The organism is Vibrio sp. 10N.222.49.C9 (assembly GCF_041474985.1).
GTDB classification, from domain to species: Bacteria; Pseudomonadota; Gammaproteobacteria; order Enterobacterales; family Vibrionaceae; genus Vibrio; species Vibrio crassostreae_C.
Map to the genome: position 1 here is coordinate 33641 of NZ_JBFRVD010000030.1, position 22922 is coordinate 56562.

Genomic DNA, 22922 nt, shown 5'->3' on the forward strand with positions numbered 1-22922 from the left:
CTGGAAGATACCCAACCAACAAAGGATGCTGGCATCAAAAAGAGTAAGGTGCACACTAGGGATATATAGATGCGTATCGCTTTAACCACATTAGTCGTATCAATAGCGCTTGTCGCCGGATGCAGCAATCAAGGAATATCAACCATGAACCACTACTCTCAATCACAGCTCGTCGCTCAGCAAACCCAAGCACCCGTTGCTAAGAAAGTCCCTCACGCAATGACGATTCATGGTGACTCCCGAATCGATGATTACTACTGGATGCGCGATGATGCACGCCAAGATCTAGAGATTTTGCAACAGCTTGAGCAAGAGAATCAGTACGCAGATACAGTGTTAAAACATACAGAAGCAGCACAAAAACAATTATTTCAAGAGATCAAAGGCCGAATCGCAAAAGACGACAATTCGGTACCGGTTCGCAAAGGCAGTTACTACTACTCGAATAAGGTCACAGGCGACAACGAATACCCAGTTCACCTGCGTGAAAAAAACTTTTTAGGCACAGACAAGCAAGTCATCTTAGATGTTAACGAGCTAGCAAAAGAGCATGAATTCTTCAGTATTGGTGGCTTAACGATCAGCCCAGACGAAAACTTGTTGGCCTATGGCGAAGATACGCTGAGCCGACGAATTTACACCATCAAGATCAAAGACCTCACAACAGGTGAATACCTAAAAGATGAAATTGAAGGCGCTTCAAGTGCTATCGCGTGGCAAAACGACAACCAAGCCTTCTACTACATCAAAAAAGATCCACAAACATTGCTAGGTTATCAAGTTTACCGCCACGTTTTAGGCAGCGCTCAAGCAAGCGATCAGTTAATCTACGAAGAGACCGATAGTGCTTACTACACCTCTTTGAGTAAAAGCAAAGATGGTGAACAGGTCTACATTTGGCATTCGAGCACAGAAACCAGCGGTGTCTCAGTCATCGATGCCAACAACCCAAAGGCTACAGCTGAGGCTTTCTACCCAAAAGAGACCGGCATAGAGTACAGCATCGCTAAGCTAGGTGATTGGTATTACATCTACACCAACTACCAAGCGGTCAATTTCCGTTTAATGAAAGTCACAGCTGAAGAGATGCATGATCGCTCAAAATGGGTCGATGTCATCCCAGCAGACGATAATACTCAGCTTGTAGATTTCGAGTTGTTTGATGACCATCTTGTCTACGAGCAACGCGCGGATGGCTTGTCTACAGTGAAAGTTCGCCAACTCTCAACAGGCCACGAGTTTCCACTTGAATTTAACGACACCGCATTTGCCGCTTACCTAACGAGTAACTATGAATTAGATAACGCAAAAGTTCGTATCTATTACAGCAGCTTAACCACGCCAGGTACTTACTATGATTTCGACCTAAGTACAGGTGAATCCGAGCTCATGAAGCAAACACCCGTATTAGGTGATTTCGAAGCGGATAACTACCAATCAGAGCGAATCATGATTACGGCTCGCGATGGTAAGCAAGTTCCTGTCTCTTTGGTTTATCGTAAAGACTTATTTAAGAAAGACGGCACTAACCCAATCTACCAATACGGCTATGGGTCTTACGGCTCTACGATTGAACCTACCTTCAGCTCAACTCGCCTAAGCCTACTGGATAGAGGTTTTGTTTATGCCATCGCACATGTCCGCGGTTCAGAAATGCTTGGTCGCCCTTGGTATGAAGATGGCAAAAAACTGACCAAACAAAACACGTTCAACGACTTTATTGATGTAACCAAAGAGCTTGTTGAAGAAGGCTACGGCGCGAAAGATAAAGTGTTCGCCGTTGGGGGGTCTGCTGGCGGTCTATTGATAGGAGCAATCATCAACCAAGCACCAGAACTGTACCGTGGTATTGGTGCACATGTTCCGTTTGTAGACATTGTGACAACCATGCTCGATGAATCGATCCCTCTAACCACCAATGAGTATGACGAATGGGGTAACCCGAACGATAAAGCCTACTACGATTACATGCTGGGGTACTCACCGTACGACAACATTAAGGTACAAAACTACCCGAACATGTTGGTAACGACAGGCCTGCATGACTCACAGGTGCAGTACTTTGAGCCAATGAAATGGGTTGCGAAGCTGCGTGAAATGAAAACAGACAACAACGTATTGCTGTTCAAAACCGATATGGAAGCCGGTCACGGTGGCGCTTCTGGCCGATTTAAACGATTAAAAGAAGACGCACTTGAATACGCGTTCTTTTTGGATTTACTTAAGACTCAATAGATTCTACGTAACTGTAAGTATTCACATCATTTAATGTCGCCATTTTGTCTCTACAAAGTGGCGACAGAAATTATTAAGCATGGTTAAATACGATGAACCATGAAATCCACCAAATCAAAAACCTTTAAAAACAAGCAGTGACAAAGGTTTACGAGAGGTATAAAAACAAATGAAAGTAATTAGCTTCAACATCAACGGTCTTAGAGCCCGCCTTCACCAACTGCAAGCTATTATCGACAAACACCAACCCGACGTGATTGGTCTGCAAGAGATAAAAGTGCACGATGAAGCCTTCCCAATTGCTGATGTTGAAGCAATGGGCTATAAGGTTTACTTCCACGGTCAAAAAGCCCACTACGGTGTGGCAATGTTGTGTAAGCAAGAGCCTATTTCTGTGCAGAAGGGTTTCCCAACAGATAATGAAGACCATCAAAAACGCATGATCATGGCGACGTTTGAAGATGAAAATGGTGAAAAGGTTACCGTGCTAAATGGCTACTTCCCTCAAGGGGATAACATCAAGCATGAAACAAAATACCCGTACAAACGCCAGTTCTATAAAGACTTAATGACTTACTTAAACGATTATCACAACAAAGATGAGCAAGTGATTGTGATGGGCGACATTAATATCAGCCCTATCGACGCAGACATCGGCATTGGTGAACCTAATGCGAAACGTTGGTTAAAAACTGGTAAATGTTCTTTCCAACCAGAAGAGCGCGAATGGTTGAAAACATTGATGGACTGGGGCTTTGTAGACAGCTTCCGCTTGCTGCACCCTGAAGTGAATGATCAATACTCGTGGTTTGATTACCGCTCAAAAGGCTTCGTAGACAACCGCGGCCTGCGTATTGATGTAGTCCTAGCGACTCAAAAGCTTGCTGATAAGTGTACTGAAGCTGGCATCGATTACGAGCTACGCGGCATTGAAAAACCGTCAGATCACGCTCCGATTTGGTCGACGTTTAAGTAAACAACAAAGTCTGAAAATAAGAACGGCGCTCAATGAGCGCCGTTTTGTTAACTGTGTGAATACCGTGCAATTAGCTAAGAGGTCTTAGATAAGCAAGGAAACGCTTCTCTGCGAATTTGAAAATCGCGATGATGATGAACGTTAGTGCCATGTAGAACAGACCTGCCGTTAGGAAAGACTCGAATGGGGCATAGTAACGTGAGTTAACCAAACGTGCTGCACCGGTTAAGTCCATAATGGTTACGATACCCGCTACCGCAGAGCCGTGAAGCATGAAGATGACTTCGTTACTGTAAGCCGGCAATGCGCGACGCAGAGCACTTGGTAAAATGATACGACGGTAAGTCTTCGGTGTACTCATGCCGTAAGCTTTTGCTGCTTCGACTTCACCTTTAGGTAAGCCGTTAATCGCACCACGAATGATCTCTGCGGTATAAGCTGACGTGTTAAGAATGAATGCCACCAAAGCACAGAACCATGCGTTTTCCCATAATGTGTCTTTCACTGGGAAGAATTGGTCCATACCGTAGTAAATCAGGTACAGCTGAACCAGTAATGGCGTACCACGGAAGAAATAGATGAATGACCAAGCCGGAGCATTAATCAGCATATTTGGACTGTTACGAGCGATAGCTAGTGGTATGGCGACGAATAAGCCAATGATCAAAGCAACGCAAACCATCCAAGCCGTTGTCCATAAACCACCAAGGTAAATCGGCAGGCTTTCAATTATCAATGAAAAGTCCATAACTACCTCGCGTGGATACTGAATTTACGTTCAACCAGCTTAAGTAAGCCCGTTGAAACACTGGTGAAGAATAAGAAGATAATCGCCACAGTCATGTAGAAAGTGAATGGCATTTTGGTTGAACCCGCCGCCAGTGCACTAACACGTACCATGTCTTCTAGGCCAATAATCGAAACCAGCGCAGTGGTTTTAAGTAATACCAGCCAGTTATTCCCAAAACCCGGTAATGCGTGACGAATCATCTGCGGTAGCAGTATGCGGTGAAACGCCTTTACAGGGCTCATACCATAAGCTTTTGCCGCTTCCATTTCACCGCTGTCGACAGCCATGATGGCACCACGGAACGTTTCTGCCATATAGGCACCGAAAATAAAGCCTATGGTTAAGACACCAGCAACAAATGGGCTGACATCAATATAATCAGGTAAGTAAGCGGTCCATTCGTGGTTAGGATCACTGGATGCAAACCACTCGTTGAGCCACTCGTTGATGGAATACAAACTGTTGTTTAAAAGGATTTGTCCACCAAAGAAAATCAGCATCATCAGTACGAGATCTGGAATGCCTCGAATGACGGTTGTGTAGAGGGTTGCAATAGCACGAGCCCAGCGATAAGGCGCGAGTTTTGCTAAGGCACCTAGCATACCAAGAACCATAGCTAAAATTAGCGACAGCAAGGCAACTTCGATTGTGAGCACCGCCCCTTTCAGGATCGACGCTTCATATCCTTGTAAATCAAACATAATGGATTCCAACAGAACTGCGAAAAAGTTGGTAAGACAGGGAGAGGAGAACCTCTCCCTTAAGAATTGACGCTAAAGATTACTGACCGTATACGTCGTAGTTGAAGTATTTAGCCGCGATATCTTGGTAGATGCCTTTTTCACGTAGTGAAAGGATTGCCGCATCTAATTGCTTAGTCAGATCTTTGTCTTGCTTACGAACAGCAATACCCATACCTTCACCGAACCACTTAGGCTCCGTTAGAGAGGGGCCAACAAACTCGTAGTCTTCACCACCAGCTTTGTTCAGCACGCCTTCTTCTAGAGCAGATGCATCACCTAGTACAGCAGCAACACGACCGTTTGCTAGATCAAGGTAAGCTTCGTCGAATGAACCGTAACGAACGATCTCTACTGTATCGCCGTAGTTGTCTGTTAGGTATTTATCGTGAGTTGTTGCACGTTGAACTGCAATCTTTTGACCGCTTAGATCATCAAAGTTAAGGCCTGCACCTTTCTTAGCGATGAACTTGTTTGGGATAAGTGCGTATTTACCAGTGAAGTCGATTTTTTTCTTACGCTCTTCCGTGATAGACATTGCCGCGATGATCGCATCATATTTACGAGCAAGTAGAGAAGGAATGATACCATCCCAGTCTTGTGCAACGATCTTACACTGCACCTGCATTTCAGTACAAAGTGCGTTAGCCATATCGACATCGAAGCCTTTCAGTGACCCGTCAGCTTCTGTCCAGCTAAATGGAGGGTAAGCACCTTCAATACCAAAGCGTACTGTTTTCCATTCTTTTGCTTGAGCTACGCCCGTTGCAGCAGTTGCAGCAAGTGCCGCGACTAATAACCACTTTTTCATATCCCTACTCCTGTGATTTAGGTTTTTATGTTTTGCTAGTTTTAATATTGTGTTTGTTGTTGCTTATTAACTTACTTGTTGTGTTTTATTGTTCACACCGTCGCTGTTTACCGTTGGCAACGGCGTTTCAATTCTGATTAGTAAATCGATGAGATAAATTGTTGTAAACGTTCAGATTCAGGTTCCGTAAACAGTTTAGCTGGATCGCCCTGTTCTTCCACTAGACCTTGGTGCAGGAACATCACATGGTTTGATACGTCACGAGCAAAAGCCATTTCATGTGTTACCACAAGCATGGTTCTTCCTTCTTCTGCTAGATCTCGCATTACACCAAGTACTTCCCCTACTAACTCAGGGTCAAGTGCTGATGTTGGCTCATCAAACAGCATCACTTCCGGATCAACCGCTAACGCTCGAGCAATTGCCGCTCGTTGTTGTTGTCCACCGGATAAATGACCTGGGTAGTAATCTTTGCGCTCATACAAGCCTACTTTTTTAAGTAGTAGCTCTGCATTTTCAATCGCTTGTGCTTTAGGTACACCTAATACGTGAACGGGTGCTTCGATAACATTTTCGAGAACGGTCAGGTGAGACCAAAGATTGAAGCCTTGAAAAACCATCGCTAAGCGTGAACGGATACGCTGTACTTGTTTTTCGTTGGCAGGAACAGATACGCCTTGGCGGTTGTTTTTCATTTGAATTAATTCGCCATTAACCCAAATCTCGCCTGCAGTTGGTGTCTCTAAAAGGTTGATACATCTAAGGAAAGTACTTTTACCCGACCCTGAAGATCCGATAATCGATACAACATCGCCTTTATGCGCAGAAAGTGAAATTCCCTTTAAAACTTCATTTTGACCAAACGTTTTGTGTAGATCCTTTATGTCCAGCGCTGGTACATCTTTCATGCGCTTTCTCTCCCAAGTTTGTGAAAATGCAAGGTACTCCGACCTTTTCATGCGATACAAACTAGCACCACACGAAACAACATGCAACAAATTATTAACCTGATAAATTGGAATAAATAGCGATTCACTCTGACTTATTATGCAAAAGGTAGCGTTTTCGCCTCAATTTAATGAATGAGTTCTATCAATAAGCTGCAATTACACCCCTTACATTGTTTAAATAAAGTTAATCAAAATGAGATTCACGTAGCTTGATGTCTCACAAGAAAAACAAGTTTTGTGAACTTAGATACGCCGAGATCTGCAAAATATAATCTGCACGCTCAACACTACATACACACCGTAAGGCACAATTATTTTAAGGTTATTACATTGTAAGCATTTCACTCGGAACAGTTGGGAAGCAAGTAATAGTGAAATAACTCAGTAAGAATTGAGTATTGAACTCGAGCCATGACGACAAAGGCTCGAAGAAGATAGGTAAACGTCAATTTGTGAAAACTAATTACACGATTCATCAATGGGAAGTTAATGAATCGCTGCGTTTTGTAGCTTTCTTTCACATATACTCATAAAGTGATCAAGATCAATCACCCTAAAGGGTAAGCTTGTTAGACTCCTCAGCAAAGAATAAGGCATTAAAAATGCCAAACATTTCTTTTAACTTAGCTGCATAAAGCACAGCAAAACCGTGCAACATAATGTTAATGAGTTATAACTAAGAAATAACGCAATTACGCGAACTTATAGAATTCAATTTTAGAATTACTAACAAAAAATATGAGGAATCTATGTCAGACGTTGTCAATAATGCGAACTCTGAAGTAGAAGAGAAAAGCTATAAAGAGCTACACCGTCCTGCTTCTGAATTTGAGAGCCGCTCAGATTATCTAGATCACGAACTTCAAATCATGAAGCCTCGCCGCTTCGGTTTAAACCTTCCAGGTCGTGACTTCCGCTTTGAACTTGAAGATCTTGTTCCTGCACTTGCTGGTACTATTGGTATCATTGCGATGTACTCTGCAGTAATGATGTCGTGGGCTGATGGCCTAACTCAAGCTTGGGATCACGTAAACCTAGGTAAAGACTTCGCAATTGAAGTCGCTCGTGTAGAAATGCTTATTCCTGCACTACTGTTTTGTATCCTTGCTTCTGGTTTCTTTAACCCTAAAGCAAACCTTGCCGGCAACCACGGCCCAATGATCCCTCTTATCGGTACCATCGCTCTCGCTGGTGCTCACCCTCTTGCATTGGCCATCCTGATCGGTGTGTTCGGTCTCATCCTAAGTTTCCTAAAAGGCGGATCTAAACTTGTTAACCTAACTTCTGAAGGTACAGCAGGTGGCTTGCTCATATTCTTAGGCTTAACCGGTACCATGAGCCAAATCAACTCAATTCAAGCATGGGCGGTTGGTCTTCAATCTTCTACTGTTGAAGCGGGTAGCATGGGTTACGTGGGTCTTATCGTTCTTGCTATTACTATTGCTATCTACGCTTTCTTAGCAAAAGTGAACAAGCGTTGGTTAGCTATTCCAGTTTGTGCGTTTACAGGCCTTGCTATTGCATTAGCATTAGGCGCTGGTTTCGATATCGTGTTCGAAACTGAAATGGGCATTCCAAACCTAAACCCAGTTTACTGGTGGGGTTCGACTTCTGAAGGTTGGATGCTTGGCTTGCCAAACGTTGAGCACTTCATCGCTTCGCTACCGTTCGCTATTCTTGCAGTAGCAATGTGGTCACCAGACTTCCTAGGTCACCGTATCTTCCAAGAGCTGAACTACCCTAAACGTTCTGAAAAAGTTCTGATGGACGTAGATGACACAATGACGATGTGTTCTGTTCGTCAAATGGTCGGTACTGCAGTAGGTGGTGGTAACATCACATCTTCTTGGGGTACTTACATGATCCCAGCAGCAATCGCGAAACGTCCAATCCCTGGCGGCGCTATCTTGCTTGGTTCTCTGTGTATTATTGTTGCGATTCTTGGTTTCCCGATGGACGTAGCAGTATGGCCACCAGTGATGCGTGTTGCGCTACTTGTAGGTGTATCTCTACCTCTACTTGAAGCAGGTATGCAAATGGTTAAGGATTCAAAAGATTCTCAAGCGGCTGGTATCTGTATCTTTGGTTCAGCGGTTGTTAACCCAGTATTAGCATGGGCACTAACTATGCTTCTTGATAATAATGGTCTAATTGGTGATAAAGAGCGTGCAAAGCGTCTATCATTTGTAGATAAGATTGTTATCCCTGTTGGCGTTTTAGTTATCTGTCTAGTGGCAATGCTTGCAGTTGGTATGCTAGAAGGTCAGTATGGTCTAAAAGCTTGGCTATAATAGTCCTTACTACACAAAAGTAGTATTAGGATTAAAAAAAAGTTTGGGTGGCAACCCCTGCCACTCAAATTTTTTCAACTTTTTTTGGCATTTATTGATTTAGTTTAAGGTTTGCAGAAATTTTTTAGCGTAGTCTTGAATACATAGAGTAAAGACAACATATAAAAGGTAGTGACAATATATATAACCATATGATGCTTATATGCTCATATATATTGTTATTAATAAGAGTGTACTACCCTTACGAGGGGCGCTGGCTCAACAGTGTTAATGTACGTATTTTTTCTACTAAAAAGGTAGGTATGTCATGGCAGAGCAATTTGCTAAAGCTTGGGAAGATTTTGCTGCAGGTGAGTGGCAAAGCGAAGTAAACGTTCGTGATTTCATTCAAAAGAACTACACGCCGTATGAAGGCGACGAGTCTTTCCTAGTTTCTGAGGGTACTGAAGCAACTAACAAGCTTTGGTCTTCGGTAATGGAAGGTATCAAACAGGAAAACGCAACTAAAGCACCTGTAGACTTCGATACTTCTGTTATCTCTACCATTACTGCTCACGATGCAGGTTACATCGAGAAAGATCTTGAGACTATCGTTGGTCTACAAACTGAGAAGCCACTAAAACGTGCAATCATCCCTAACGGTGGTGTACGTATGGTTGAAGGTTCTTGTAAAGCATACGGTGAAACTCTTGACCCAATGGTTTCAAAAATCTACTCAGAATACCGTAAAACACACAACGCTGGCGTTTTCGATATCTATACTCCTGATATCCTAAAATGTCGTAAGTCTGGTGTTCTGACTGGTCTTCCTGATGCTTACGGCCGTGGTCGTATCATTGGTGACTACCGTCGTGTTGCACTTTACGGTATCGACTTCCTAATGAAAGACAAGCAAGCTCAGTTTGCTTCTCTTCAAGAGCAATTCGAAAACGGTGAAAACCTAGCAGAAACAATGCAACTGCGTGAAGAGATTTCTGAGCAACATCGTGCTCTAGGTCAAATCAAGCAAATGGCTGAGAAATACGGTTTCGATATCTCTGAGCCAGCTCAAACTGCTCAAGAAGCTATCCAGTGGACTTACTTCGGCTACCTAGCTGCTGTTAAATCTCAAAACGGTGCTGCAATGTCTCTAGGTCGTACTTCGACTTTCCTAGACATCTACATCGAGCGTGATATCGCTGCTGGCAAAATCACAGAAGACCAAGCACAAGAAATGATCGACCACTTCGTAATGAAGCTGCGTATGGTTCGTTTCCTACGTACTCCTGAGTACGATGAGCTATTCTCTGGCGACCCAATCTGGGCAACAGAGTCTATGGGTGGTATGGGTATCGACGGTCGTACGCTAGTAACGCGTTCGAACTTCCGTTTCCTAAACTCTCTATACACTATGGGTCCTTCTCCAGAGCCAAACATCACTGTTCTTTGGTCTGAGCAACTACCTGACGGCTTCAAACGTTTCTGTGCGAAGGTATCTATCGATACTTCTTCTATCCAGTACGAAAATGATGACCTAATGCGTCCTGACCTTGAGTCTGATGATTACGCTATCGCTTGTTGTGTATCTCCAATGATCGTTGGTAAGCAAATGCAGTTCTTCGGTGCTCGTGCTAACCTTGCGAAAACAATGCTTTACGCAATCAACGGCGGTGTGGACGAAAAACTTAAGATGCAAGTTGGTCCTAAAGAAGCTCCAATGACTGACGCTGTTCTTGATTACGATAAAGTAATGGACCGTCTAGATCACTTCATGGACTGGCTAGCTAAGCAATACGTGACTGCACTAAACAGCATTCACTACATGCACGACAAGTACAGCTACGAAGCGTCTCTAATGGCTCTTCATGACCGTGACGTTCGTCGTACAATGGCTTGTGGTATTGCTGGTCTATCTGTTGCAGCTGACTCACTGTCTGCAATCAAGTTCGCGACTGTTAAACCAATCCGCGACGAAGATGGCATTGCAACTGACTTCGAAATTGAAGGCGATTACCCTAAATACGGTAATAACGACTCTCGTGTAGATGATATTGCTTGTGAACTAGTTTCTACGTTCATGAACAAGATCCGTAAGCTTAAGACTTACCGTAACTCTATCCCTACACAGTCAGTTCTTACTATCACGTCTAACGTGGTTTACGGTAAGAAAACAGGTAACACTCCAGACGGTCGTCGTGCTGGCGCTCCTTTCGCTCCTGGTGCAAACCCAATGCACGGTCGTGATGAGAAAGGCGCTGTAGCTTCACTAACGTCTGTAGGTAAACTACCGTTTGCTGACGCACAAGATGGTATCTCTTACACGTTCTCTATCGTGCCAAACGCACTAGGTAAAGAACAAGACAGCCAACGTGCTAACCTTGCAGGCCTAATGGATGGTTACTTCCACCACGAAGCTGGCATTGAAGGTGGTCAACACCTTAACGTTAACGTTCTTAACCGCGAAACTCTTGAAGACGCAGTTAAGCACCCTGAGAAATACCCTCAGCTAACAATCCGTGTATCTGGTTACGCTGTTCGCTTTAACTCTCTAACTGCAGAGCAACAAGCTGACGTAATCGCACGTACATTTACTGAATCTCTATAAGCTCACGCTCAATAGACAGTAAATAATATTAGCCTCGCCAATGTGCGGGGCTTTTTTATATCTGAAATAAATCGCACTACACTCACCTATCCCGCGAAATGTTAGGTTGAGCAAAAAAGCACCCTGCCATTCACTTTTTTTCCACAAATTCTGTCAAATTACGGTAATATCTCGGTTCATAATTTAAGAGTAACTGCTCCATGAAATACCTGCGTTGTTTACCCCTGATTCTTCTCTCTTTCTCATCTTTAGCCTCTGAGCGTTCTACGTTAACTTTTGCTTTAGATAATGATGGTATTTTTGGTGTCGACCAAGACTATACCAACGGCTTATTTCTGGGTTACACATCATCAAGTATTACGCCATATAACTGGGTAAAACCATTGAGTCTTTCCTACTGGGGCGCAAGCTCTCTAGACAAGTGGGAAATCACCATTGGCCACAAGATGTATACGCCTTCTGACATTGAGTTAGAAACGCCATCGCCTAATGATCGCCCATACGCAGGTTACCTTCACACTGAATTCAATTACATCAGCTTAAACCCACAGCAAGCCCAGCGTTTTAATATCACGTTTGGTACTACGGGCGAACGTGCACTGTCTGAAGATGCTCAAAAGCTGGTTCACTCAATCACTAAGTCGGATGAGCCGATGGGTTGGGAATACCAAGTCGATGATGAATGGGCGGGAAGCGTTGGTTACCTAAGCCATTTCAACCTAATGCGTAATCAAGCTCTTGCGAATACTGACTACGAAATCTCTAACGTTTCTGAAATCAACGTCGGTAACTTTAGAAGTGACATTTCAACGGGCTTCATGTTTCGTTGGGGTACAGACTTAGGCGGTAACTTTGGTGCAGCTAACATCACCACAGAAAACCCATTCAAACCGGGCATGATCGGCGCATCAAACGCTGGTTGGTTTACCTATGCAGGCCTCGAAGGTCGCTACCGATTCAACGACCTGACTATCGAAGGCGATCGCTCAGGTGTTGATGAGTACGCTAATAAAAACAACGAAGATCCAGCGATCTACGATGTGACTTTAGAGAACATTCAAGCAACTGCTGTATTGGGTGTCGCTTGGTATAACCGATACGTTGGTGCCTCTTTCGCGCTAACCGCAAAAACACCGGATTACGAAGAAGCGAAAGAGTCAGTGTACACCACTGGCGGTATCACAATGTTTGCTTTCTTCTAGCCACCAGTAAGGGCTTTCGTCCTTTACTTTTCAAGTTTAATAAAGGCAATCATCTTCACAGGTGGTTGCCTTTATTTTTAAAGGTCTCGTTACCATTTGACCCTATTTTATGTACCGTTTTTGTAATAAAATAAACGGTATAAATTCCTCTACGAGAATAGCTCATGTCTACAACTGGTCGCATTCACTCATTCGAATCTTGTGGTACTGTCGATGGCCCTGGTATCCGCTTTATTGTGTTTCTTCAAGGCTGCTTAATGCGTTGTATGTACTGTCATAACCGTGATACATGGGATCTTCATGACGGAAAGGAAGTAACGGTCGAAGAGATCATCAACGAAGCAAAATCATACCGTCATTTCATGAAAGCATCGGGCGGTGGTATCACCTGTTCTGGTGGTGAAGCGATGCTACAACCTGAGTTTGTTCGTGACTTTTTCCGCGCAGCTCAAGCTGAAGGCATCCACACTTGTCTTGATACTAATGGCTACATTCGTAAGCACACTGAAGTGGTTGATGAAGTCCTAGAAGCCTCTGATCTAGTTATGTTGGATCTTAAGCACATGCGAGATGAGATTCACCACGATTTCATTGGTGTATCAAACAGACGTACTCTGGATTTTGCGCGCTACCTACACAAAATCGGTAAGAAGACGTGGATTCGTTATGTGATTGTCCCTGGCTACACGGACACGCCTGAAGATGCTCATCTGCTAGGTGAATTCATCAAAGACATGGATAACATCGAGAAAGTAGAGCTGCTTCCATACCATAAGCTGGGTGCACATAAGTGGGAAGCACTTGGTTTTGACTACCCTCTTGAAGGTACAAATCCGCCAAGCAAAGAGAAAATGGATGAGATTGTTGCTGTTCTTAGCCAGTATCATTCAAACGTAAAATACTAATACTGCAGACGATGCTCAACCTCTATTTTAAACGCCTCAATTTCGATTGGGGCGTTTTCTTTTCTAGCGCTAACTATCCTTTCACTTTTCTTTACAACTTTTGTTTATCAATTAAAAAAATCATATTAAATCCGTGTTGAGATCATGTTTCCACGCGTAGGAATGCTGTTACTCTTACTGCAACAAAAGAATATAACATTTAGTTTTTTAGTGAGGCTCATCCCATGGAAATGACCAATGCTCAGCGTCTAATTCTATCAAATCAATACTACCTAATGTCTCAAATGAACCCTGAGAACTCGGCGAAATACCAGCGCCTACAAACGATTGTAGAACGTGGTTACGAACTCCAAATGCGTGAACTTAACAAAGAGTTTGGTTGTTTGACTGAAGCAGAATGTCGCGAAATTATCGACATCATGGAGATGTACCATGCAATGCAAGAGTCGAACAAAATGCTTGCAGAACAAGAGCGTGCTGAAGTAGACCAACGTCGCCTGCAGTTCTTAGGTTTTGATATCGCTTCTGAAGCGCAGATCGTACACTACGTGCGTTTCCTTGTTGATTCTGAAGGTCTTTACCCTCAATTCGACAAAGCCGATCACCACTTCAATAGCCAGATGCCAATGCTAGAGAAGTACCGTCGCATGCTAACAACATGGCGCAACTGCCCTCGTCAGTACCACCTATGTGCGACAGAGCTATCTCAAATCTTTAGCGCTTAATTCGTTAATAGATCAGCGATAACTTTTAAAAAGTTTCAAGAAAAAGGGTTACTCATCATGAGTAACCCTTTTTTTAATGTTCGCACACAAAGAGAAAAACCAAAGCAACTAGAAAACGTAAGCAACACCAACGTTCGCGGCCATGTTGATACCACTTTCAAGTATTGGGCTATTCTCTATATCACCTTCAAGGTTGGTATAACGAACGCCACCAGTTACTCGAACATTTGGCGTAACATGCAGATAGCCACTATTTTGAACCCATTATTCTTCACTACATCTACCTATTTATTGAGCAATTTTTGATAACTTCGCGCATTATATGGTACTCCATTCCAAAAATCAATAGAGCCCAGTTATACATCTAATGCACATAAATCCATTGTGAGTATTGTTAAGCGACCTAAAATCTCAAAACAAACGGCCAGATCCCCTCGAATGTAAAATAATTTGATTCTACGCGCCTCAAGTTGCCTATTGCGCTCGCCACGTTTTTCACACGCAAAATTGTAAATAAATACATAATTGTTAAGCAAAATTGTGGAAGCGGTCTAACCTTAAAATGTAGGGAGAGCCTATTTTTCAATCGCTCGTCAGTTTTGACTGGTTAACAAGGGGAATGTGACTATGAGTATCTTTGACCACTATCAATCACGTTATGAAGCAGCCAAGGAAGAAGAGCTGACATTGCAGGAGTTCTTAGGGCTGTGTAAAGACGATAAAAGTGCTTACGCTAATGCTGCCGAGCGCTTATTACTAGCCATTGGCGAACCAGAGGTTATTGACACTGCTCAAGACCCTCAACTGAGTCGTATTTTCTCGAACCGTGTCATCTCACGCTACAGCGAATTTAAAGATTTCTACGGTATGGAAGATGCGATTGAACAGATTGTTTCTTACTTAAAACATGCTGCGCAAGGTTTAGAAGAACGTAAACAAATCCTTTACCTACTTGGCCCTGTGGGCGGTGGTAAATCTTCTCTCGCTGAAAAACTCAAAGCCCTGATGCAGAAACTACCAATCTATGTATTGTCTGCTGACGGTGAACGAAGCCCAGTAAACGATCACCCATTCTGTCTATTCGACGTTAACGAAGACGGCGACTTATTGAAGAATGAATATGGCATTGAGAAACGCTATCTTCGCTCAATTATGTCTCCGTGGGCAGCAAAACGTCTGCACGATTTTGGCGGTGATATTTCCAAATTCAAAGTCATCAAACTGCGCCCTTCTATTCTCGATCAAGTTGCGATCGCGAAAACGGAGCCAGGTGATGAAAACAACCAAGATATCTCATCTCTGGTTGGTAAAGTTGATATTCGTAAACTTGAACACTTCTCTCAAGATGATCCTGATGCCTACAGCTACTCTGGTGCGCTTTGTAAAGCCAACCAAGGTGTGATGGAATTCGTGGAGATGTTCAAAGCGCCAATCAAAGTATTACACCCTCTACTTACGGCAACACAAGAAGGTAACTTCAACGGTACCGAAGGGCTTTCTGCACTGCCATTTGACGGTATGATTCTCGCTCACTCGAACGAATCTGAGTGGCAGACCTTCCGTAACAACAAAAACAACGAAGCATTCCTCGACCGTGTGTACATTGTAAAAGTCCCTTACTGTCTGCGTGTGTCTGAAGAAGTTAAGATCTACAAGAAACTGCTTGAGCACAGTGAGCTATCCCAAGCGCCTTGCTCACCAAGCACACTCGATCTGCTATCGCAATTCAGCATTCTTTCGAGACTAAAAGAGCCTGAAAACTCATCTCTATTCTCTAAGATGCGTGTTTACGATGGTGAGACTCTAAAAGACACCGATCCAAAAGCGAAGAGCTACCAAGAGTACCGAGATTATGCTGGCGTTGACGAAGGCATGTCTGGGCTATCAACGCGTTTCGCCTTTAAGATCCTGTCTCGTGTGTTTAACTTCGACCAAGCCGAAGTGGCCGCGAACCCAGTGCACCTGTTCTACGTTATTGAGCAGCAAATCGAACGGGAGCAGTTCCCTCAAGAGACCGCCGAGAAGTACCTAGAGTTCTTGAAAGGATACCTAGTGCCACGCTACGTAGAGTTCATCGGTAAAGAAATTCAAACCGCTTATCTAGAGTCTTACTCTGAGTACGGTCAGAATATCTTCGACCGCTATGTCACCTACGCAGATTTCTGGATTCAAGACCAAGAGTACCGCGACCCAGAAACAGGCCAACTATTTGACCGTGCTTCTCTGAATGGTGAACTAGAGAAAATCGAGAAGACAGCCGGTATCAGTAACCCTAAAGACTTCCGAAATGAGATTGTGAACTTTGTGCTTCGTGCCAAAGCCAACAATAACGGTCAAAACCCAGTGTGGACGAGCTACGAGAAACTGCGCACTGTGATTGAGAAGAAAATGTTCTCTAACACAGAAGAGCTACTTCCTGTTATTTCGTTCAATGCTAAGACCTCAACGGATGATCAGAAAAAACATGACGACTTCGTTGCTCGTATGATGGAAAAAGGCTACACCGAGAAGCAAGTGAGACTGCTATCTGAGTGGTACCTAAGAGTTCGTAAATCCTCATAACTAAACGGTATTGAGCTGCTCAACTGAGCAGCTCGTATAAACCAATAACTTTTATACCTTAGTAAATCAATAACTCTTATACCCGAATAAAAAGTAGGATCGCGACATCAGCTGAGAGGGAGTTCTTATGGCACAATTTATCGATCGGAGGCTCAATGGCAAAAATAAGAGTGCTGTGAATAGACAGCGTTTCTTACGACGCCATAAAGAGCAAATCAAAGAATCTGTGGCCGATGCAGTTAACCGACGCTCAATCACCAATACAGAAACAGGTGAAGACGTCACTATTCCCCATAAAGACATCAAAGAGCCGAACTTTCACCAAGGTCAAGGCGGCGTAAGAGAGCGCGTTCACCCAGGTAATGATCAGTTCATCACTGGCGATAAAATCGAACGCCCTAAAGGTGGTGGTCAAGGTGGTGGCTCAGGCCAAGGCGACGCAAGCCCTGATGGCGAAGGCCAAGATGAATTTACCTTCCAAATTTCAAGAGATGAGTATCTTGATATTCTCTTTGAAGATTTAGCTCTACCTAATCTAGAGAAAAATCAGGTCAACAAAATCACCGAATGGAAAACTCACCGCTCTGGTTACCAAAGCGCGGGGATTCCATCCAACATCGCTATCGTTCGTTCACTACAGCAATCTCTGGCTCGTAGAACCGCGATGACAGCAGGTAAAAAGCGCGAGCTTAACCTACTGATGGAACAGCTTGACCAAGTTAAAATGACGGAGCCGGCACAACCTTTTGAGGAAGGTCGCCTCAAAGAAGAGATTGCCGAGTTACGTAAAAAGATTGAAAGCGTGCCGTTCATTGACACCTTCGATTTACGTTTTAAAAACTACGAGAAGCGCCCTATTCCATCTAGCCAAGCCGTGATGTTCTGTCTAATGGATGTATCGGGCTCTATGGATCAGGCCACAAAAGATATTGCGAAGCGCTTTTATGTTCTTCTGTATCTGTTCTTAAATCGCACCTACGAAAACGTCGATGTTGTGTTTATTCGTCACCATACTCAGGCTAAAGAGGTCGACGAACATGAGTTTTTCTACTCACAAGAAACGGGTGGCACCATTGTTTCAAGCGCACTGAAACTGATGAAGGAAATTGTCGCAGACCGCTACCCTGCTAATGAGTGGAACATCTATGCAGCACAAGCCTCTGATGGCGATAACTGGGCTGATGACTCTCCTCGCTGTAAAGAGTTACTGGTCAATACGCTTCTGCCAACTTGCCAATATTACTCTTACATCGAAATAACACGCCGCTCTCATCAAACACTTTGGCACGAATACGAAAAACTCGAGAGTAGCTTTGACAACTTCGCCATGAAAAACATTAAAACGGTGGATGATATTTTTCCTGTGTTTAGAGAACTGTTCCAGAAAGAGACAGCGTAAGGGAGTTTGCCATGACAGCGAAATCAAACGTTGCAGAGAAAAACAAAGCTGCAAAAAAGAAAAACGACAAGATGCTGCCTGATGGTCCAGATTGGACGTTCAACCTCTTGGAGAAATACCACGTAGAAATCAAACGTGTTGCGCAGCATTACCGTTTAGATACTTACCCAAACCAGATTGAAGTGATTACTTCAGAACAGATGATGGATGCCTACTCGAGCATTGGTATGCCTATCAATTACAACCACTGGTCTTTTGGTAAGAAATTCATTCAAACCGAGCAAAACTACAAGCATGGCCAAATGGGCTTGGCATACGAAATCGTAATCAACTCCGATCCTTGTATCGCTTACCTGATGGAAGAGAACACGGTCACAATGCAGGCGCTGGTAATGGCTCACGCTTGTTATGGCCACAACTCTTTCTTTAAAGGCAACTACCTGTTCCAAACATGGACCGATGCCAGTTCCATCATCGATTACTTGTTGTTTGCTAAGAAGTACATCAGTGGTTGTGAAGAGAAATATGGTGTTGCTGAAGTCGAGCAGCTCCTTGATTCTTGTCACGCACTGATGAATTACGGCGTAGACCGATACAAACGCCCTGAGAAGATTTCCATTGCAGAAGAGACAGCAAGACAAGAAGAACGCGAAGCTTATCTGCAATCTCAAGTGAATGAGCTATGGCGAACCGTTCCTCAAAATAAAAGTAAGGAAGAAGAGACCAAGATCCGCTTTCCTAGCGAGCCTCAAGAAAACATTCTCTACTTTATCGAGAAGAACGCACCACTGCTTGAACCTTGGCAACGAGAGTGTGTTCGCATCGTTCGCAAAGTGAGCCAATACTTCTACCCTCAAAAACAAACTCAAGTGATGAACGAAGGCTGGGCAACCTTCTGGCATTACACCATTCTTAACCACCTTTACGACGAAGGCTTGGTGAGTGATAAGTTCATCTTAGAATTCCTACACAGCCATACCAGTGTCGTCGCACAACCTGCCTACAACAGTCCTTATTTCAGCGGGATAAACCCTTATGCGCTTGGCTTTGCGATGTTTAGAGACATCCGACGCATCTGTGAAGAGCCAACCGATGAAGATAGAGAGTGGTTCCCTGAGTTAGCCGGAAGTGATTGGTTAGAAGCGGTGCACTTTGCGATGCACAACTTCAAAGATGAAAGTTTCATCAGCCAATACCTTTCTCCAAAAATCATTCGAGACTTTAAGCTGTTCTCTGTACTCGACGACGACCGTAAAAATACCATTGAGGTGAGTGCTATTCATGATGATCCGGGCTATCGCCTGATTCGTGAGAAGCTTGCGGCGCAATACAACCTAAGTAACCTTGAACCAAACATTCAGGTGTTTAATGTCGATGTTCGTGGTGACCGCTCAATGACACTGCAATATGTGCCTCACGACCGCATCCCGCTTGATAAAGGCTACGACGAAGTGATGAAGCATCTCTATCGCTTGTGGGGCTTTGATGTGATTTTGGAAGAGCTCAAAGATACGGGTCATAGAGAGATTCTGACTACTTGTCCAAAACGTAATGATTATGGAGCCAAGATTTAATATCAATCACAGTAAGTCAGTGTTTGGTATAAAACTCCGCTCCCCCTACAACATAGTGGTCACCCGCTCGGAAGTGGAGCAATAAAAAAACGCATAAGTCTGATGACTTATGCGCTTTCTTTTTAAGGCTCAAACGTCTGTAAATGAACGTAAGGCACCAAGCCTAGAACTAGAACTAGAACTAGAACTAGAACTCAATAAGCTTAAACAATCGGCTTTTGACCGCGTTCAATCAGCTTCATCAGCACGCTGTCTGCAGATTTACCTGCCACGCCCGCTAGTTTGTCTGAAAGCTTTTTCTTCTGTACATAGTGGATCGCTAGAACCGTTTTGTCCTTACATGCCGCTACGACTAAGTCATCAGAAGTGCTGATCTCATCCACCAGTCCAAGTTCATGTGCTTGTGTACCAAACCAGTGTTCACCCGTTGCTACTTTTTCAAGATCTAACGCAGGACGATGGTCACGGATGAAGTCTTTGAATAGGCCATGTGTCTCTTCTAGCTCTTCTTTAAACTTCTCACGTGCTTTATCGCTGTTCTCACCAAACATAGTAAGCGTGCGTTTGTACTCACCCGCCGTTAGCTGCTCGAACTCAATATCGTGCTTTTTAAGTAGTTTGTTGAAGTTTGGCAGTTGAGCGATAACACCAATAGAGCCAACAATAGCAAACGGTGCAGATACAATTTTGTTTGCGATACATGCCATCATGTAACCGCCGCTTGCCGCCACTTTGTCTACCGAGATAGTCAGAGGCAAACCTGCCGCTTTGATACGATCAAGTTGAGAAGACGCTAAACCATAGCCGTGAACCATGCCACCGCCAGACTCAAGTTTCAGCAATACTTCATCACCTTCACGAGCCACAGCCAGAACCGCCGTTACCTCTTCACGTAATGAAGCCACTTCTTTCGCATCAATGCTGCCGTTAAAATCAAGAACGAATAGATGTGGTTCACGCTTACTATCAAGCTCACCCTCTTTCGCTGCTTTCTTCACTTCTTTACCGCGTGATTTTACTTTCTCTTTTTCCGCTTTCTTTTCTGCTTTATCACGGGCTTTGATGAAAGCATCATCGTGTAGATGGTGCTCTAGTTGTTCAATCGTCTGTTTATGATGTTCAGATAGGTTCGTGATTTCCAGCTCACCTTTAATCGCGCTTGATTTCCCACCCACAGATTTAGCAATCACTAAAATTGCGATGATGGCGATTACAACGGTCGCAATCTTGGCTAAAAACAAGCCGTAGTCCAACAAAAATTCCAATGTCATATCCCCTATTGTATGAATTAGTGTATTGTAACCATCTTGTCACGATTACCAAGAATTTCTCATCATTCCTGCGGTTATCTGTGTGATTAAACATCAATGGAATGACGAACATAATAAAAGAAAGAAGGATAAGCACAGTGGATTACCCAATCTCTACAGATGCCCTCAAAGATAAAGTAATTTTGGTTACAGGTGCCGGTGCTGGCATTGGTCGCCAAGCAGCACTAAGCTTCGCTCAACATGGTGCAACTGTCATTCTGTTAGGCCGCAATGTTAAAAACCTTGAATTCATTTACGATGAAATCGAAAGCGCTGGTTACCCACAACCTGCGATTATCCCATTGGATTTAAAAGGTGCGACAAAGCAGAACTACGTTGATATGGCTGAAACCATTCAATCACAGTTCGGTCGTTTAGACGGCCTACTTCATAATGCTGGCGTTCTTGGCACTCTGAGCCCGTTTGAGCAGATTGATGAAGAAACCTTTGATGATGTTATGCAGATCAATGTGAAGTCTGAGTTCTTGATGACTCAAGCTCTGCTACCTGCACTTAAGAAAGCAGAAGCGGGTCGTATCGTATTTACCTCTTCAACGGTTGGTCACTCTGGCCGTGCATTCTGGGGCACTTACGCAATTTCTAAGTTTGCTACCGAAGGTATGATGCAAATCCTAGCGGACGAGCTTGAAGACACAAATATCCGTGTTAACGCAATCAACCCAGGTGGCACTCAAACACGTATGCGTGCAAAAGCGTACCCTGGAGAAGATGCGAATAAGCTAAAAACGCCACTCGACATCATACCGCTGTACCTACACTTAATGAACCCAAGTGTGACGGACATTAATGGCCAATGTATCGATGCTCAACCTAAGTAACTTGATATCATTGACCAATAGTAAAAAGTCGCTTCCATAGCGGCTTTTTTTGTATCTAAATCAATCAACTAACACTGATACCAATCGTAGTAAATAACTGGTCATCCTAGCTTGTTAAAACACTCGATAACGGCGTTAGAAATTTTGATTGTAGAATAACTACTTATCGAAAATTTCTGCCTTGTTCTCAAGCATTTTTCCTGCGCTATTTATGATCACTTACTTACTGTGATTGGTATTATTCCCCTAATTTTCGTCATTTTGCTTTGCATCTTTTCCATTGTTAAATATACTGTATAAATATACAGGTATTTAATTATGCATGAACTAATAAAAAACTTACAAGACCGCCAGCTAATCTGGAAAGGGTTACAATCAACAACGCAAGGAAGCACCACTTCAACAGGCTATCCTCAACTGGATAAACAGCTTGATGGCGGCTTCCCGACGCACGGCGTTATTGAAGTTGAATCACAACAAGGGATCGGCGAGCTTCGCCTACTGACGCCCTATTTATCTCAACAAAACTCGCAAAAACTGGCCATATTCATTAACCCGCCAGGGAAGATCTGTGCTGAGTTTTTTAACAGCCAAGGCATTGAATTAGAAAACATTCTCGTTATCCAGCCTCAACGCGATCTCGATGCGTTGTGGGCAGCTGAGCAGTGCCTCAAAAGCGGCGCTTGTCACTCTGTATTGCTATGGGGAGCCGATCTAGAAATACACCAAACAAAGCGCCTACAAGCAGCCAGTGAAACCGGTAAGTGCCTGCAGTTTCACTTTAAAGCCACCAGCCATAATCAATTATCCCTGCCCGTTTCCTTAAGCATGAAACTCTCTTCTCACGCGCAGGGATTAAAGGTTGAAGTGACTAAGAGAAAAGGCAGCTGGTCGTATGGCAGCTTTATTCTAGACATGACACACTACTGGCCGTTACTCACAGAGAAAGTCGTTTATGAAGACAATTCAGACCGCGCTTTGTCTGGTAACACTGTGCTGGCTTTTCCTATTGCGAAGCAAGGCTAACGT

Annotated in this window: 17 protein-coding genes and 1 pseudogene; 12 read left to right on the top strand and 6 right to left on the bottom strand. The window is 43.7% G+C overall.

Features of this window, described 5'->3' with window-relative positions:
- Positions 1-144: 144 nt before the first annotated feature.
- Entirely contained in the window at positions 145-2235 is a 2091-nt protein-coding gene (locus AB4585_RS13500; RefSeq protein ID WP_372170077.1) for a S9 family peptidase, read from the top strand.
- A 169-nt stretch (positions 2236-2404) separates the two neighbouring features.
- Entirely contained in the window at positions 2405-3211 is an 807-nt protein-coding gene (gene xthA, locus AB4585_RS13505; protein ID WP_010437369.1) for an exodeoxyribonuclease III, read from the top strand.
- 70 nt (positions 3212-3281) lie between these two features.
- Here the strand turns inward: xthA and AB4585_RS13510 are convergent, their stop codons facing one another.
- From AB4585_RS13510 to AB4585_RS13525, 4 genes are all read right to left on the bottom strand, one after another.
- Positions 3282-3959, bottom strand: coding sequence for an ABC transporter permease (locus AB4585_RS13510; RefSeq protein WP_017062123.1), 678 nt, complete (start codon positions 3957-3959; stop codon positions 3282-3284).
- A gap of 2 nt (positions 3960-3961) precedes the next feature.
- Positions 3962-4702 (bottom strand): ABC transporter permease, encoded by a 741-nt coding sequence (locus AB4585_RS13515; protein ID WP_017062124.1) that lies wholly within the window; start codon positions 4700-4702, stop codon positions 3962-3964.
- Between the two features lie 79 nt (positions 4703-4781).
- Positions 4782-5552, bottom strand: a complete 771-nt coding sequence (locus AB4585_RS13520) for an ABC transporter substrate-binding protein (RefSeq protein WP_372170043.1) — start codon at positions 5550-5552, stop codon at positions 4782-4784.
- 137 nt (positions 5553-5689) lie between these two features.
- Positions 5690-6460, bottom strand: a complete 771-nt coding sequence (locus tag AB4585_RS13525) for an ABC transporter ATP-binding protein (protein ID WP_004736532.1) — start codon at positions 6458-6460, stop codon at positions 5690-5692.
- Positions 6461-7251: 791 nt separating this feature from the next.
- Here AB4585_RS13525 and AB4585_RS13530 point away from each other — a divergent pair.
- The 5 genes from AB4585_RS13530 (at position 7252) to AB4585_RS13550 (ending at position 14209) form a co-directional block, all read left to right on the top strand.
- Complete coding sequence (locus AB4585_RS13530) at positions 7252-8793, top strand: DUF3360 family protein (protein WP_017062126.1); 1542 nt, start codon at positions 7252-7254, stop codon at positions 8791-8793.
- A gap of 307 nt (positions 8794-9100) precedes the next feature.
- Positions 9101-11377 carry a formate C-acetyltransferase gene (gene pflB, locus AB4585_RS13535; protein ID WP_017062127.1) on the top strand — a complete coding sequence of 759 codons (2277 nt, stop codon included), beginning with the start codon at positions 9101-9103 and terminating at the stop codon, positions 11375-11377.
- Between the two features lie 200 nt (positions 11378-11577).
- A complete protein-coding gene (locus AB4585_RS13540; protein ID WP_017062129.1) occupies positions 11578-12579 on the top strand; it encodes a lipid A deacylase LpxR family protein in 1002 nt (333 codons plus the stop codon).
- Positions 12580-12743: 164 nt separating this feature from the next.
- A complete protein-coding gene (gene pflA, locus AB4585_RS13545) occupies positions 12744-13484 on the top strand; it encodes a pyruvate formate lyase 1-activating protein (RefSeq protein WP_010437353.1) in 741 nt (246 codons plus the stop codon).
- Between the two features lie 224 nt (positions 13485-13708).
- Positions 13709-14209 carry a YfbU family protein gene (locus tag AB4585_RS13550; protein ID WP_017070032.1) on the top strand — a complete coding sequence of 167 codons (501 nt, stop codon included), beginning with the start codon at positions 13709-13711 and terminating at the stop codon, positions 14207-14209.
- A 108-nt stretch (positions 14210-14317) separates the two neighbouring features.
- Here AB4585_RS13550 and AB4585_RS13555 read toward each other — a convergent pair.
- Positions 14318-14458, bottom strand: a pseudogene (locus tag AB4585_RS13555) (MipA/OmpV family protein); the annotation flags it as partial.
- 378 nt (positions 14459-14836) lie between these two features.
- Here AB4585_RS13555 and AB4585_RS13560 point away from each other — a divergent pair.
- The 3 genes from AB4585_RS13560 to AB4585_RS13570 all read left to right on the top strand — a co-directional run bounded on the left by AB4585_RS13560 (position 14837) and on the right by AB4585_RS13570 (position 19744).
- Complete coding sequence (locus AB4585_RS13560; RefSeq protein ID WP_017062132.1) at positions 14837-16771, top strand: PrkA family serine protein kinase; 1935 nt, start codon at positions 14837-14839, stop codon at positions 16769-16771.
- Positions 16772-16898: 127 nt separating this feature from the next.
- Positions 16899-18170 carry a YeaH/YhbH family protein gene (locus AB4585_RS13565; RefSeq protein ID WP_372170047.1) on the top strand — a complete coding sequence of 424 codons (1272 nt, stop codon included), beginning with the start codon at positions 16899-16901 and terminating at the stop codon, positions 18168-18170.
- Positions 18171-18181: 11 nt separating this feature from the next.
- Positions 18182-19744: a SpoVR family protein gene (locus tag AB4585_RS13570; RefSeq protein WP_017062134.1), complete on the top strand. Its 1563-nt coding sequence runs from the start codon at positions 18182-18184 to the stop codon at positions 19742-19744.
- 203 nt (positions 19745-19947) lie between these two features.
- On the opposite strand, the gene sohB is transcribed toward AB4585_RS13570, so the two are convergent.
- Complete coding sequence (sohB, locus tag AB4585_RS13575; RefSeq protein WP_372154919.1) at positions 19948-21015, bottom strand: protease SohB; 1068 nt, start codon at positions 21013-21015, stop codon at positions 19948-19950.
- 137 nt (positions 21016-21152) lie between these two features.
- Between sohB and AB4585_RS13580 the strand changes: the two genes are divergently transcribed.
- Together AB4585_RS13580 and imuA are read left to right on the top strand one after the other, a co-directional pair.
- A complete protein-coding gene (locus AB4585_RS13580) occupies positions 21153-21893 on the top strand; it encodes a YciK family oxidoreductase (RefSeq protein WP_017062135.1) in 741 nt (246 codons plus the stop codon).
- A 318-nt stretch (positions 21894-22211) separates the two neighbouring features.
- Positions 22212-22919: a translesion DNA synthesis-associated protein ImuA gene (gene imuA / locus AB4585_RS13585; protein ID WP_017063488.1), complete on the top strand. Its 708-nt coding sequence runs from the start codon at positions 22212-22214 to the stop codon at positions 22917-22919.
- Positions 22920-22922: the final 3 nt, after the last annotated feature.

Excerpts from the sequence above, each read along its gene's own strand:
- AB4585_RS13520 (WP_372170043.1), bottom strand. The coding sequence starts at position 5,552 with ATGAAAAAGTGGTTATTAGTCGCGGCACTTGCTGCAACTGCTGCAACG.
- AB4585_RS13510 (WP_017062123.1), bottom strand. The coding sequence starts at position 3,959 with ATGGACTTTTCATTGATAATTGAAAGCCTGCCGATTTACCTTGGTGGT.
- xthA (WP_010437369.1), top strand. The coding sequence starts at position 2,405 with ATGAAAGTAATTAGCTTCAACATCAACGGTCTTAGAGCCCGCCTTCAC.
- AB4585_RS13515 (WP_017062124.1), bottom strand. The coding sequence starts at position 4,702 with ATGTTTGATTTACAAGGATATGAAGCGTCGATCCTGAAAGGGGCGGTG.
- AB4585_RS13500 (WP_372170077.1), top strand. The coding sequence starts at position 145 with ATGAACCACTACTCTCAATCACAGCTCGTCGCTCAGCAAACCCAAGCA.
- AB4585_RS13560 (WP_017062132.1), top strand. The coding sequence starts at position 14,837 with ATGAGTATCTTTGACCACTATCAATCACGTTATGAAGCAGCCAAGGAA.
- AB4585_RS13530 (WP_017062126.1), top strand. The coding sequence starts at position 7,252 with ATGTCAGACGTTGTCAATAATGCGAACTCTGAAGTAGAAGAGAAAAGC.
- pflA (WP_010437353.1), top strand. The coding sequence starts at position 12,744 with ATGTCTACAACTGGTCGCATTCACTCATTCGAATCTTGTGGTACTGTC.
- AB4585_RS13525 (WP_004736532.1), bottom strand. The coding sequence starts at position 6,460 with ATGAAAGATGTACCAGCGCTGGACATAAAGGATCTACACAAAACGTTT.
- AB4585_RS13540 (WP_017062129.1), top strand. The coding sequence starts at position 11,578 with ATGAAATACCTGCGTTGTTTACCCCTGATTCTTCTCTCTTTCTCATCT.
- AB4585_RS13565 (WP_372170047.1), top strand. The coding sequence starts at position 16,899 with ATGGCACAATTTATCGATCGGAGGCTCAATGGCAAAAATAAGAGTGCT.
- sohB (WP_372154919.1), bottom strand. The coding sequence starts at position 21,015 with ATGACATTGGAATTTTTGTTGGACTACGGCTTGTTTTTAGCCAAGATT.
- AB4585_RS13570 (WP_017062134.1), top strand. The coding sequence starts at position 18,182 with ATGACAGCGAAATCAAACGTTGCAGAGAAAAACAAAGCTGCAAAAAAG.
- imuA (WP_017063488.1), top strand. The coding sequence starts at position 22,212 with ATGCATGAACTAATAAAAAACTTACAAGACCGCCAGCTAATCTGGAAA.
- AB4585_RS13550 (WP_017070032.1), top strand. The coding sequence starts at position 13,709 with ATGGAAATGACCAATGCTCAGCGTCTAATTCTATCAAATCAATACTAC.
- pflB (WP_017062127.1), top strand. The coding sequence starts at position 9,101 with ATGGCAGAGCAATTTGCTAAAGCTTGGGAAGATTTTGCTGCAGGTGAG.